At 66.7% G+C, this 13,316-nt stretch carries 12 protein-coding genes; all 12 read right to left on the bottom strand.

Translation table 11 applies throughout. The annotated features are described in order from the left end of the window. Positions 1 to 85: 85 nt before the first annotated feature. The 12 genes from ACJASC_RS14750 to ACJASC_RS14695 all read right to left on the bottom strand — a co-directional run bounded on the left by ACJASC_RS14750 (position 86) and on the right by ACJASC_RS14695 (position 13,279). Positions 86 to 1,072, bottom strand: a complete 987-nt coding sequence (locus tag ACJASC_RS14750) for a zinc-dependent alcohol dehydrogenase family protein (protein ID WP_415146669.1) — start codon at positions 1,070 to 1,072, stop codon at positions 86 to 88. Positions 1,073 to 1,620: 548 nt separating this feature from the next. Then, complete coding sequence (locus ACJASC_RS14745) at positions 1,621 to 2,409, bottom strand: SDR family NAD(P)-dependent oxidoreductase (protein WP_415146668.1); 789 nt, start codon at positions 2,407 to 2,409, stop codon at positions 1,621 to 1,623. A gap of 10 nt (positions 2,410 to 2,419) precedes the next feature. After that, on the bottom strand, positions 2,420 to 3,388 hold the full coding sequence (locus tag ACJASC_RS14740) for an LLM class oxidoreductase (protein WP_415146667.1): 969 nt from the start codon (positions 3,386 to 3,388) through the stop codon (positions 2,420 to 2,422). Between the two features lie 24 nt (positions 3,389 to 3,412). Next, the gene (locus tag ACJASC_RS14735) at positions 3,413 to 4,408 is read right to left on the bottom strand and encodes a zinc-binding alcohol dehydrogenase family protein (protein WP_415146666.1); all 996 of its coding nucleotides are present in this window, start codon (positions 4,406 to 4,408) and stop codon (positions 3,413 to 3,415) included. A 291-nt stretch (positions 4,409 to 4,699) separates the two neighbouring features. Next, the gene (gene bcoG / locus ACJASC_RS14730; RefSeq protein WP_415146665.1) at positions 4,700 to 5,617 is read right to left on the bottom strand and encodes a 3-dehydrocarnitine:acetyl-CoA trimethylamine transferase BcoG; all 918 of its coding nucleotides are present in this window, start codon (positions 5,615 to 5,617) and stop codon (positions 4,700 to 4,702) included. Positions 5,618 to 5,852: 235 nt separating this feature from the next. Then, positions 5,853 to 7,178 (bottom strand): NAD(P)H-dependent oxidoreductase, encoded by a 1,326-nt coding sequence (locus ACJASC_RS14725; protein WP_415146664.1) that lies wholly within the window; start codon positions 7,176 to 7,178, stop codon positions 5,853 to 5,855. Between the two features lie 215 nt (positions 7,179 to 7,393). Then, positions 7,394 to 8,539 (bottom strand): N-acetylglucosamine-6-phosphate deacetylase, encoded by a 1,146-nt coding sequence (nagA, locus tag ACJASC_RS14720; RefSeq protein WP_415146663.1) that lies wholly within the window; start codon positions 8,537 to 8,539, stop codon positions 7,394 to 7,396. After that, positions 8,532 to 9,314: a glucosamine-6-phosphate deaminase gene (gene nagB, locus ACJASC_RS14715; RefSeq protein ID WP_415146662.1), complete on the bottom strand. Its 783-nt coding sequence runs from the start codon at positions 9,312 to 9,314 to the stop codon at positions 8,532 to 8,534. The genes nagA and nagB overlap by 8 nt, the downstream gene beginning before the upstream one ends. Before the next feature lie 156 nt (positions 9,315 to 9,470). Further along, a complete protein-coding gene (locus tag ACJASC_RS14710; protein WP_415146661.1) occupies positions 9,471 to 10,466 on the bottom strand; it encodes an ABC transporter ATP-binding protein in 996 nt (331 codons plus the stop codon). Further along, a complete protein-coding gene (locus ACJASC_RS14705) occupies positions 10,463 to 11,497 on the bottom strand; it encodes a Gfo/Idh/MocA family protein (RefSeq protein WP_415146660.1) in 1,035 nt (344 codons plus the stop codon). Before ACJASC_RS14705 ends, ACJASC_RS14710 begins: the two co-directional genes overlap by 4 nt. Next, entirely contained in the window at positions 11,494 to 12,333 is an 840-nt protein-coding gene (locus ACJASC_RS14700; RefSeq protein ID WP_415146659.1) for a carbohydrate ABC transporter permease, read from the bottom strand. Before ACJASC_RS14700 ends, ACJASC_RS14705 begins: the two co-directional genes overlap by 4 nt. Before the next feature lie 10 nt (positions 12,334 to 12,343). Beyond that, on the bottom strand, positions 12,344 to 13,279 hold the full coding sequence (locus ACJASC_RS14695) for a carbohydrate ABC transporter permease (protein WP_415146658.1): 936 nt from the start codon (positions 13,277 to 13,279) through the stop codon (positions 12,344 to 12,346). Positions 13,280 to 13,316 lie beyond the last annotated feature (37 nt).

Here is a 13,316-nt window from a genome sequence, read left to right as displayed (position 1 = left end):
TGGCCTGCACGGGATCCCGGACGGCGTATCCGTCAGGATCGCAGGGGATGACCGGGCGACGCGACGCCCGGTCCGCAGGTCGAAATCAGACCTCGACAACCACCTTGCCGATCGCCTGACCGCTTTGCAGCCGGGCATAGGCTTCGCCGATCTGGCTCAGGTCGAACCTCTGCTCGTCCAGCAGCGGCTTTACCGCACCGGCATCGATCAGCTTGGCGAGGTTTGCGAGTATCTCACCGTGAACCTCGCGCCGGACGTCATGCAGCATGGGCAGCAGCATGAAGACGATGTGCAGCGACAGCCCCTTGAAGTGGGCAGGAGACAGGTCGATTTCCGACAGGGCGACCGTCGTGACCACATGGGCATTCAGTGCCGCCGCCGCGAAGGAGTTTGTCAGGTTGGCCCCGCCGACCGTGTCGAACACCGCGTCGAAACCGGCCCCGCCGGTGTGGGCCGCGACGTAGTCCTCGATCTTCTCGACCGCGAAATCGATGGGCCGGGCGTCGTAGCCTTCGATCACCGAAAGCTGGCTGTCGCCGGTGCCGGTCGCCGACACCTCGGCCCCGAGATGGTGGGCCAGTTGCACGGCGAGATGCCCCACACCGCCCGCGCCGCCTTGCACGAGCACCTTCTGCCCGGCGGCGACGCCCGCCCGGTGCAGCCCTTCCCAAGCCGTGATGCCCACCAGCGGCAAGGCGGCGGCCTCGCGCATCGAGAGGGCTTTGGGCTTGTGCGCGATCAGCCGGGCGTCGGCGGACATGAACTCCGCCAGTGCGCCCTGAAGATCGGCCAATCCGCCGGCACAGCCATAGACCTCGTCGCCCATGGCAAAACCGGTCACGTCCTCACCGACCTCTTCGACGATACCGGCGAAATCCATGCCCAGCACGGCGGGCAGGTCGGGCGACAGGGGCAGGTCCTTGCCCATGGCCTTGATCATCGTGTCGATCGTATTGACGCTCGTCGCCTTGACGCGGACGAGGACCTGGTCGGGCGCGGCCGCCGGACGCGGCATGTCGGCTTCCACGAAGGATGCTTCGGTGCCGTAGTCGTTCAGGGTCATGGCTTTCATCGGTCTCTCCTGCCGGGTGTTGCGTTGGACATGAGATACGGGAGCGTAGCCGGCAATATAATCCGGCATGATCGGAGTTCAGTTTTCCGAAATGGACGATAATCGGCCGCCGGTAGGCCGATCCGTCTCATGGCACCGAACCTGCTTCGCTCTGAGGTTTTCGGGACAACCGCTCCCTTGGCCACGAACGTCGCCTGTGCCCGATCAAGCCGATGGCCTGAGCCTTTCTTAGGTCGTGAGGTGAAAAGGCCCAATTATGGGGGAGGGGAAGCCGTGACACGGACAGGCAACGAGAGGCTTTGGTCGGATCGCGACATGGTCGCGCGGCATGGGTTCGAAGTTCTGCCTCGAGTAGAAAAACGCCGATCTCCGCAGAAGGTCGGCGTTCCAGAGATAGGTCTTGATACTGCACGTTCTGTGTCGAGACGGCTCCGCACGGCTGGCCCTTGGAACAACAGGCGTCGCGACGACAGCCGATCCTGCCTACGAGGATCGGCTGGCTATGACGGATGTCGTTTCACACCGATTGCGATCGCTTGAACCGCTTCTCAGTTGGTGTCAGCGACAAGCTCGCGGATCGCCTCCATGATTGCGGCGACCTGGCCCTTGTCGCCCGCCGCCGGGTGGGGCTGTGCGAAGCGCCCGCTGTCATTGTCGAAATAGCGCCCCGACGCGTCTGCGAACTCGTCCGACAGCGCGGCCCGGCCCAAGATGTCGGCACCGATCGACAGGTCGTTGCCCGCCACGCCGAAGCCTTCCTTGACCATCTTGGAGGCCAGCAGGGAGCCGGGGTTCACGGCGATGAAGGCCGGGCCGTCCGGATGGGCGCTGGCCATCTCCTGCGTCCAGATCGTGATGGCCAGCTTGCTCTGGGCATAGGCAGCCATGTGATCGAGCGCGTGCCTGCCACGCAGGGCCTCGACATCCACGGGTGCTTGGGCCGCCGAGGACAGGTTCACCACGCGGCCGTCTTTCGGAATGATCGGCAGCAGGCGCTGCGCCAACAGGTAAGGCGCAAGGGTGTTGACGACAAAGCGGGTATCGAGCCCCTCAGGCGTCCGGGCCTGGGGGGTCTTGAGGACGCCCGCGTTGTTGATCAGCACGTCGATGCGGTCGTGGCGGCTCTGGATTTCTTCGGCCAGAGCCTCGACCTCATCGAGGCGCGACAGGTCGGCGCGGAACGTCCCGGGCGTGCCACCCACCTCCTTGGCCGCGGCCTCCAGCTTTTCGGTGCTGCGTCCGTGAAGCAGGAGGGTGTGGCCCTGTGCGGCCAGCGTCTTCGCGGTCAGCAGGCCGATGCCGTCGGTCGCGCCGGTGATCAGGATCGTCTTGGGCATTGGTGTCTCCTCAGCTGTGAAACTCGGTCAGGATCTCGTCCGCCAGCCGCTTCATGGTGTCTTCGATGTCCGCGCCGTTGAACCGCAGGTTCAACGCGACGTGGTTGATGCCGAGATCGCGGACCTCGGTCAGGTAGCGCCGCAGGTGCTCCGTGCCCGACCGAAAGCCGAGATGGATCGGTTGCGGTGCCGCGTCCGCCTGCGCGACGACATCCACATAGAGCGATTGCATCACCGGCTTGTCTGGCAGGCCCGCCTCGGCGATCCGGCGGCGATACTCGCCGACCTCGCGGCCCTGCGCGAGCGCATCACGCGGGTAGGTCATCCAGCCATCCCCGTTCCGCGCGACCCAGTCGGGGGATTGCTGGCTGCCGCCCGTGATCAGAAGCGGCACGCGGCCGCTCTCGGGCTTGGGCAGCATGTCGATCCCGCCTGACAGCGTTCCGTGGGCGGTTTGGCGGCGCGGGTAATCCTCGGCCATGGCCCGGATGTAATCCACGCTGTCGCGGAACCGCGCGCCGCGATCCTCGAAACTCATGTCCAGCGCCGGGTATTCCTCCGGCCTGTCGCCCGAGGCGACACCCAGAAGCAGCCGTCCGCTCGAAAGCACATCCGCCGAAGCGGCGGCCTTGGCCACATGCGCCGGGTGGCGCAATGGCAGAACGATGCTGGCCACGCCGAGTGCGATGTCCCGCGTCGAGGCCGCCAGCGCCCCGAGATAGACGAAGGGATCGAAGAGCTGTCCGGCATCGCCGAAGGAAGGTACGTTGAACGGCACGTCCCGCAGCCACAGCGCTGAAAAGCCGAGGCTGTCGGCCAGCCGCGCGCGCTCGATGTGACCCGCCATGTCGGGCACGGCGCCGTGCGGATAGGCTTCGAGCGGGATGACCAGCCCGATGCTCATCCGTCCCGGCCTGAAGACGGAATTGTAGGCGCGGTTCAATCTCGGGAAGGCCGCCTGTCCGGTCTCGTCCAACATCTTCGATCTCCTGTCAGAACTGCCTCAGATCCCGTCCAGAACCTGCTTGCCGATCACCCGGCCGCTTTCCTGTCGCAGATGCGCGGCGCGCAGGGCCTCGACGCCCAGCCGACCCACTCGTTCGGTGACGGTGGACCGCAATTTGCCCGCGTCGATCATCTCGGAAACCCGGTTCAGCAGCTCCCGCTGGGCGCCGATGTCCTCGGTCCCGAACATCGAGCGGGTGAACATGAACTCCCAGTGGATGCTCAGTGCCTTGGGCTTCGCGGGCTTGATGTCCAGCGTCTCGGGGTCATCGATCAGCGCGATCTGGCCGCGCGGGGCGATCAGCTCGATGATCGCGGGCCAGTGCTGATCCGTCGCGGTCAGCGCGGCGACATATTCAGGCGTCAGGCCCAGTTCGGCCACCTGTGCCGCGAGATCGCCGCGGTGATCCACCACGTGATCGGCCCCCATCTTGCGCACCCAATCCTGCGTCTCGGGGCGCGAGGCGGTCGCAATCACCGTGAGACCGGTCAGCGCCTTGGCCAGCTGGATCAGGATTGACCCCACGCCGCCCGCTCCGCCGATGACGAGCAGGGTCTGGCCGATGCCGCTCCCTTCGGTCAGGCGGAAGGACTCGAACAGCATCTCCCACGCCGTGATCGTGGTCAGCGGCAGGCCGGCCGCCTCGGTGAAATCAAGGCTGGCGGGTTTGCGTCCGACGATCCGTTCATCGACCGCGTGAAACGCTGCATTCGTGCCGGCGCGGGTGACGTCGCCAGCGTAGAAAACTTCGTCATCCACTGCGTAGCCCGTGACCTCGGCGCCGACCTCGACCACGACCCCCGCCGCATCGAAGCCCAAGATCCGCGGGCCGCCTTCGGGCTGCACCGCCGCGCGCAGCTTGACGTCCACCGGGTTGACCGAGACGCCCTTGACCTCGACCAGCAGGTCGCGCGGCCGAACCTCGGGCCGGTCCGCGTCGAAAATCTCCAGAGTGTCCGCCGCGCCCGCTGCGCGATAGCCGATCGCCTTCATTAGCCATGTCCTCGAAAGGGTTATCCCATTGCCGCCTAAAGTATCTCCTACGTAGTATTGGGAAACCGGCTGTTTTCGGATTTGATTATTCGGGCTTGGGATATAATGGGCGGGATATCTGCCCCGCGCCTCCACATGGGCGGTCGAACGGCTCGAAATCCTTGCCGTCGAACGGCTCGGGGGTCCCGCCCTATGCCCAATCGGTAGTCCTGAGCGCGGCACCCCGAGAGACGTAATCGGTCAGCCAACCTTCTTCCGAAAGCGACCGTCATCCGCCCTTTCGCCGCAGGCTCATGCCGACGCCGGGGCCCGCTTGGTGAGGCCCAGCCTTTCGCGCACGGCCGCCGGACCCATCACCTTGGCACCCATGTTCTCCACGATCGTCACCGCCCGCTCGACCAGCTGCGCGTTGGTGGCCAGCACGCCCTTGTCGAGAAACAGGTTGTCCTCCAGACCCACGCGCACGTGGCCTCCCGCCAGTATCGCCGCCGCAGCATAGGGCATCTGGTCGCGGCCCAGGGAAAAGGCCGACCAGATCCAATGATCGGGGATGTTGTTGACCATGGCCATCAGCGTGTTGAGGTCGCTGGGCGCGCCCCAGGGCACACCCATGCACAGCTGCACCAGCGCCGGGCTGGCCAGGGTGCCTTCCCTGACCAGCTCCTTGGCGAACCACAGGTGGCCGGTGTCGAAAGCCTCGATTTCCGGCTTGACGCCGAGCTCGGTCATCATCGCGCCCATCGCGCGAAGCATGCCCGGCGTGTTGGTCATGACGTAATCCGCTTCGGCGAAATTCATCGTGCCGCAATCGAGCGTGCAGATCTCGGGCAGGCAGTCGCGGATATGCGCTATGCGCTCCGTCACGCCGATCATGTCGGTTCCGGCGGCCTTCACCGGAAGGGGCGCCTCGGTCGATCCGAACACCATGTCGCCGCCCATGCCCGCCGTCAGGTTGAGCACGACGTCGACCTCGGCGTCGCGGATGCGCTTCGTCACCTCGCGGTAGAGCTCGACCCGCCGCGACGGCGCGCCGGTGTCGGGATCGCGCACATGGCAATGGACGATGGCCGCGCCGGCCCGCGCCGCGTCGATGGCGCTGTCGGCGATCTGCCGGGGCGAGCGTGGCACGTGCGGGCTGCGATCCTGCGTGCCGCCCGAGCCGGTCACGGCGCAGGTGATGAAGACGTTTCGGTTCATGGCCAGCGGCATCGTCTATTTCCCCTCCAGACGGGGTCGCGTTTCTCGACCACCGCCATGCGTATGTCCTACCACTTATGACCGGATCGGGCCGGTGCAGATCTGCTTCTCCGGGGCCGGTTCCTACATGAAGGGCCGACTTCAGGCTGTGCTGGATCGCTGAGCCGCCCGCCAATGCCTCCAATCCTGGAAACAGGCAAAAGCCTGCCTGCCAGAGGTCACCGGACGTCTTTCGGATACGACGATCTCAGGCACCGCGATGCGCACCTGAAGTCCCCGCAAGGGCGAGGCAATCGCGGTAGAGCCGCACGGCCTCGTCATCGGCGATCTCCACGTCCGCAAAGCGCAGTGCTTCGCCCTTTGCGACGGCCCGGCGCAAAGTAATCCCCTGCGCCAACCCGATCGGCAGCACCTCGTCTCGCGCCGCCCGCTTGGCGGGCATCACCCGACCCCAGACGGTGTAGCCCCCCTCGCCATCGAGCCGGTCGCCGGGGCCGAGGTCGCGCTTGGCGATGGCGGCGACGCTTGCGTGAAAGCCCACTGGCGCTCCGGTCGCCTCGCCCCTGAGCGCCGCCGAAAGCACCGAGGTCGCAAGCTCGAGCCCGATCATGTGAAAGGGCCGGTACATCGCGGCATAGCGCCCCGTCGCGTCGGTCGGCAGGCCGTATTGGCGAAAGCAGGCGGCGGCGTAGTCGCTTTGCGCCTCGATCACCACGTAGACGCCCCAGCGCAGATCGCGGAACACGGGGCGTCCGTCGCGTTCGAGACTGGAGACCACCTCGACCATGCCGGGGCGGTCCAGGAGACCGCCGACCTCGCGTGGTCGCAAGACATGGGCCAGATCGTCGGTCCCGCAGGGCGGAAAGGCCAGCCCGTCATCGGGCACCGAAAGGCCGGTGGCGTTGGCGATCGCCGCCGCCTCGATCGCGCTTTTGGTGCCGTCGAGAAAGGAGTTGAACATCTGCGGGTTCATCCCCGCCGTCCTGGCCTCTTCCGCCGTCAGCCCGTAATGCTCCCAGACCGCGTCGGGCGTCACCTCGTGATAGGCGGGCAGGTACTTGGTGCCCTTGCCCGCCGCGACCACGCGAAAGCCGTTCGAGCGCGCCCAATCGACCATCTCGCAGACCAGCGCCGGCTGGTCTCCGAAGGCCATGGAATAGACCACGCCCGCCTCGGCGGCCCGGCACGCCAGCACGGGGCCGGCCAGCACATCGGCTTCGACATTGACCATCACCACGTGACGGCCCGCGTCGATCGCCGCCTGCGCGTGGCGAATACCCGCGCGCGGATGGCCAGTGGCTTCGATCACCACTTCGACCCCGTCCATCGCGGCAAGCTCCGCCCCGTTGGCGACAAAGCGGGTGGCCGCGATGCGGCTCTCGTCCCAGCCCACCTCGCGGCAGGCGGCGCGGGCGCGGTCCCGGTCGAGATCGGCAATCGCCGCGACCCCCAGCCCCTCGACATGCGGCACCTGCGCCAGGAACATCGAACCGAACTTGCCCGCGCCGATCAAACCGGCCGTGACGGGCCGCCCCTGGGCCGCGCGCGTTGCACAGAGCTTTGCCAGATTCATGATCGCCTCTCCTTCTCCCTCGGCGCAGTGAAGGAGAAAACCTCAGCCGGGTCCATGCGTTATCGTCGGTCGTGCGATCGCCGGAATGTCGATCTCGGAAGAAACCCGTCGCGAGAATGCCGACGGCGTTTCGCCTGCCATGAGTAGATGACATGATCTCAAAAGGGTGGACCAACTCATCCGGAAAAGCCCTCGTGAACCACCGGCCCCCGAAATCACCAACAAAGCCCGTCCACCATGGTGCCGCATGCCTCCAGATCATGGCTGAGCAGGGTGATTGAGGCGCGCATTCCAGGCGCGATGCGGCCCAGTGCATGGCCCAGCCCCAGCGCTTCGGCAGGTGTCGTCGCCGCCATCCGGAGCGCCTGCGCCCGGCCTGCGCCGGCCAGGCGGGACATGTTGCGCACCGCCTCGTCCATCGCCAGATGCGCCCCAGCGAGGCAGCCTTCGGCATCGGCGAGGCGGCCGTCCTTCTGGGCGATGGTCTTGCCGTTGATCGAAAATCGCGCGTCGGGCGCGTCCAGCGTCGCCATCGCGTCGGTGACGAGGCACAGCCGCCGATCCCCCGTGACGCGCAGCGCCAGCCGCAGGTTGGCCGGATGCACGTGGATGTCGTCGGCGATGATCCCGGCAAACAGCCGCGCGTCGTCGAACAGCGCCCCCACCACGCCGGGCGCGCGACCGGTAAGCTGGGACATCGCGTTGAACAGATGCGTGCCGCCGCGCAGCCCCTCATCCGCCGCGCGCATCATCGTGGCGTGGTCGGCCTCGCTGTGACCGGCAAAGACAGTGACACCGGCCTGCCCGAGCCGCGCGATCGCGCCGGGCGGGGCCTCCTCGGGGGCGAGGGTGACGAGCAGGGGCCCGCCCACGCCTTCGCACAGCGCGTCGAGATCGCCCGGCGTCAGCTTGCGCACCGCCGCCGGCGGGTGGATGCCGGGACGCGTGGGCGACAGGAACGGCCCCTCGAGATGCAGCCCGAGAATGCCCGGCTCAGCCTCGGACAGCGCCTCGCGCACGGCCTGCATCGCCGCGAGATAGGATGTGCCGGGCGCGGTGATGAAGGTCGGCAGGAGATGCGCCGTGCCGCCGCGCCGTGCCGCGCGCACTATGCGTCGCAGCGTGTCGCGGGTCGGCGCGTCGTTGAACATCACCCCGCCGCCGCCGTTGATCTGCAGGTCGATGAAGCCGGGGGCCGCGATGGCCGCGTGCAGGGTACGGCCCGCAGGCGCGCGGGCGGCGGCGGTCACGTCGCGGATGCGCCCCCCCTCGATCACGATGGCCCGGTCGGCAAGGGGCTGCTCCGTCTCGCCGTCATAAAGCGCCTCGGGCAGGACGATCAGGCGCACCGCGTCAGTCAAGGCTCACCTCCTGCCCCTGCGGGTGCACCGTTTCGTAATACTGGCGCAGCTCCAGATCTGCGGCGGCCTCGGCGTCGAGCACGATGGTCGCCTTGGGATGCATCTGCAGCGCCGAGGCCGGGCAGCGGGCGCTGAGCGGCCCTTCGGCCATCGCCGCCACCGCCGCCGCCTTTGGCCCGCCGGTGGCCAGAAGCACGGCATGGCGGCTGCGCAGGATCGTGGCGATGCCCATGGTGATCGCGAATTGCGGCACCGTCTCGTCGGGGCCAAAGAAACGGGCGTTGGCCGCGCGGGTGGCGCGGGTCAGCGTCTTGACCCGCGTCGGCGAAGCCAGCGAGGAGCTGGGTTCATTGAAGCCGATATGGCCATTGCCGCCGATCCCCAGAAGCTGCAGGTCGATGCCGCCCGCCGCCATGATCGCCGCGTCGTAGCGCACCGCCTCGGCCATGGGGTCTGACGCGTCGCCGCGCGGCAAATGCGCGCGGGCGGGATCGAACCCGAGCGGCCCGAACAGCCGCTCTTGCATGTAGGTGTGGTAGGACTGCGGATGCCCGGGCGGCAGGCCGACATATTCATCGAGGTTGAAGCTGGTCATCCGGTTAAGGGTGACCTCGCCGGCCCGCGCGCGCGCCAGCAGCCCGGCATAGACCGGCTCCATCGTGCCCCCGGTGGCGAGGCCGAGGACGGCGTCTGGCGTCGCCGTCAGGGTCTGCGCGATCAGATCCACACAGGCCGCCACGGCGGCCTCCCGGTCGGGCAATATCAGTATCTTCATGGCATTTCCCCTTTGCGGGACCGACGGCCCCCGGCGCGCCGGCATTTCGACAGGTGGCCCGACCGCGGATCGACATGCGGACCCCTCGCTTCGTCATCGTTTCAGGCCTCGCTCGCGATCGCCTTACGTCCGATCGCGCGACGACCCAACCTCGTATCAGCCAAGCCGTTGCCCCTCGGCGTCGAATAGAAAGCCGTGCGCCGGGTTGAAGCCCATGGCGATCTTCTCTCCCACCCGCGCCCGGTGCTGGCCGAACATGCGGATGGTCGCCTTTTCGCCCGACCTCGTGTCGAGCACGATGTTGGTGTCGCCGCCCAGATGCTCGACATGGGTGATGGTGCCGCGGATCGGGCCGTCGGCCTCGGGGCGCAGATGCTCGGGCCGGATACCGAGGATTGCGCCCTCGGGGGCGTCCGCGACCGGCGCGAGGAAGTTCATCGAGGGCGCGCCGAGAAATCCCGCGACGAAGCGGTTGGCCGGGTTGTTGTAAAGCTCCATCGGCGCGCCGACCTGCTCGATCCGACCCGCGCGCAGCACCACGATCCGATCGGCGAGCGTCATCGCTTCGGTCTGATCATGCGTGACGTAGATCATCGAGGCACCGAGCGTGCGGTGCAGCTGCGCGATCTCGATCCGGGTGTTCATCCGGAGCGCGGCGTCGAGGTTCGACAGCGGTTCGTCGAACAGGAAGAGCTGCGGCTGGCGCGTCACGGCGCGGCCGATGGCGACGCGCTGGCGCTGCCCGCCCGAGAGATCAGAGGGGCGGCGGTCGAGATAGGGCTGAAGCTCCAGCATCCGCGCGGCCTCGGCGATACGCGCGTCGATGACGTCGCGCGGCTGGCCCTCCTGCCTAAGACCGAGCGCCATATTGCCGCGCACGTCCAAGTGCGGGTAGAGCGCGTAGCTCTGGAACACCATGGCGATTCCACGCTTGGCGGGGGGCGTGCGGGTCACCTCCGCCCCGCCGATCTCGACCCGCCCCGAGGTCGCGTCCTCCAGCCCCGCGATGACCCGCAGCAAAGTGGACTTGCCGCAGCCCGAAGGGCCGACGAAGACGACGAACTCGCCCTCATCGACGGTGAGGTCGATGTCGTGCAGTACCTGCACCTTGCCGAAGGACTTGTTCACGCGGTCGAGCTTGAGGGCGGTCATGGGGTCTCCTCCAGGGCGATGGGCTGGCCGGTGCGGATGCTTTCATCCGCGGCGAGGCAGATCCGCAGGCTGGTGAGCGCGTCCTGCATGTGGCGCGCGAGATCGATATCCTCGTCGATGGCGCGCCGCAGATACGCCTGCTCGGCGTCGCACAGCGCCTGATGGCCGGGCTCGTCCGGCATCTCGATGGTCTCGTCTTGGCCGGGTCGATGCACGAGGATCACGCCGACCTTCGTGTGGCCGTCGACATCGTCCGAAGCGCCCTTGTTGCCTTGGGTGATGGACACCGAGCCGTTCGGCGACACGATGTCCTTCACGAAGCTCGCGGTCTCGGACATCATCGGGCCCCAGCCCGCCTCGTACCAGCCGACCGAGCCGTCCTCGAAGATCACCTGAAGCTGGCCGTAATTATACATGCCTTCGGGGATCTCGTCGCTGAGCCTGAGGCCCATGCCATGCACCCGAAGGGGCCGCGCATCGGTGATCTGGCACATCACATCGACATAATGCACGCCGCAATCGACGATGGGCGATGTGGTCTGCATCAGCGCCTTGTGCGTCTCCCATGTCGGGCCCGAAGATTGCTGGTTGAGGTTGAGGCGGAACACGTATGGCCCGCCCAAGCCCCGCGCCTCCTCGATTAGCCGCCGCCAGCTCGGGTGATGGCGCAGTATATAGCCGACGACGAGCTTGCGCCCGGTCTCCTTCGCGCAGTCCACGACGCGGGTTGCGTCGGCCACGGTGGTGGCGAGCGGCTTTTCCACGAAGACATGCGCGCCCGCGCGCATCGCCGCGCAGGCGTAATCGGCATGGCTGTCGGAATAGGTGGCGATGACCACGATGTCGGGGCGCGTCTCGGCGAGCGCCGCCTCGAAATCGGTGAAGAGGGGGTAGGGGGCGAGCGCCTCGGGCAGCGCACTGGGCGAGCGGTTGACGAAACCGACAATGTCGGAGGCGGGGTCGGCATGATGGGCCAGCGCATGGCTTACCCCCATGTTGCCAAGCCCCGCGACGAGGACGCGACGGGTCATTTCACGGCTCCCGAGGTGATGCCGCGGATCAGTTGCCGCGAGAAGATGACGTAAAGGACCAGCACCGGCAGGATCGCGAGGCTGAGCGCCGAGAGAACCGCGTTCCAGTCGGTCACGAACTGGCCGATGAAGACCTGTGAGCCCAGCGTCAGCGTCTTGACCTCCTCGGCCGGGGCGAGGATCAGCGGAAACCAAAGATCGTTCCAGATCGGGATCATGTTGAACACCGCGACCGTCGCCATGGCCGGGCGCACCAGTGGCAGCACGAGCCGGAAGAAGATCTTGTACTCGCTGAGCCCGTCGATCCGGCCTGCGTTCTTCAGATCGTCCGACACCTGCCGCATGAACTCCGACAGGATGAAGACCGCGAGCGGCAGGCCTTGGGCAGTATAGACGAGGATCAGCGCCCAAAGCGTGTTCACCAGCCCCGTCGCCACCATGCCTTGCAAAATCGCCACCGTGCCGATGCGGATCGGGATCATGATGCCAAGCGCGAGGTAGAGCCCCATCAGCGTGTTGCCGCGAAACCGGTATTCGGCCAGCGCGAAGGCGGCCATCGCGCCGAACAGCAGGATGAAGAACAGCGACGCGACGGTGACGATGAAGGAGTTCTGGAAGTAGAGAAAGAAATCCCCCTGCTTCATCACCGTCTGGTAGCCGATCAGGCTGAAGCTCTCGGCATCGGGGAGGGCCAGCGGCTCGCGAAAGATCGCGCGACGCTCCTTGAAGCTGTTGATGACGATGACGAAGACGGGAAACAGCGCGATCAGCGTGTAGGCGATCAGGGCGGCATGGGCCGCGACCGAGTTGAGCGGGGTGTGACGTGCGGTGGACATCAATGCCTCCTCAGAGCTGGTAGCGGCGGATGCGGGTCTGGATGCCGAAGAGGTAGAGGCAGACCCCGATCAGGATGACCGCGAACATCGCGGAGGCGATGGCCGATCCCATATGCGGATCGCCAAGCTGAAGCTGGAAGCCGAAGAAGGTGCGGTAGAGAAAGGTGCCGAGGATGTCGGAGGAGAAATCCGGCCCCGCCAGCGCGCCCTGGGCGGCATAGATCAGGTCGAAGGCGTTGAAGTTCGCCACGAAGGTCAGGATCGAGATGATCCCGATCGACGGCAGGATCAGGGGCAGCTTGATCTTCCAGAAGGCCGAGAACCCGGTGACGCCGTCGCATTCGCCCGCCTCGAGGATCTCGTCGGGGATCGAGAGCAATGCGGCGTAGATCAGCATCATCGGGATGCCGACGAACTGCCACACCGAGATCAGCGCAAGCGTGGTCAGCGCCGTCTCCTCGCGTCCGAGCCACGGCGAGAAGAGCGATTTCAACCCGATGGCATCGAGCATACCCGGCGCGATGCCCCAGATCGGCGACAGGATCAGCTTCCACGCAAAGCCCACGATCACGAAGGACAGGATGGTGGGGATGAAGATGGCCGACCGGTAGAAGCCCGAGAAGCGCAGCCGCGGGTTCGACAGGATCGCGGCGAGCGCGATGCCGATCGGGTTCTGCACCGCCATGTGGATGAGAAAGAACCAGAAATTGTTGGCCAGGGCGTTCCAGAACTGTCGCGACCAGGTCGGATCGCCGAACAGGGTGCGGAAGTTCTCGAGGCCCACGAAGACCCTTTGCCCATCGACCTCGTCGTAGAGCGCGAGCCGCAGCGTGTCGAACAACGGCAGGATCATCACCGCCGTGTAGACCAGCACCGCAGGCGCGAGAAAGACGACGATGTGCCAGCGGATTCTCGGCGCATGCGAAGAGACGGCGGTGCCGGGCATGGAAGATCTCCTGTGCGGGGAAGGGCGGGGGGCCGGG

It is taken from the genome of Limimaricola cinnabarinus (genome assembly GCF_047631075.1).
Taxonomy (GTDB): domain Bacteria; phylum Pseudomonadota; class Alphaproteobacteria; order Rhodobacterales; family Rhodobacteraceae; genus Limimaricola; species Limimaricola cinnabarinus.
Note: the sequence above shows the minus strand (reverse complement) of the source record. Positions and strands in the feature narration are given on the sequence as shown.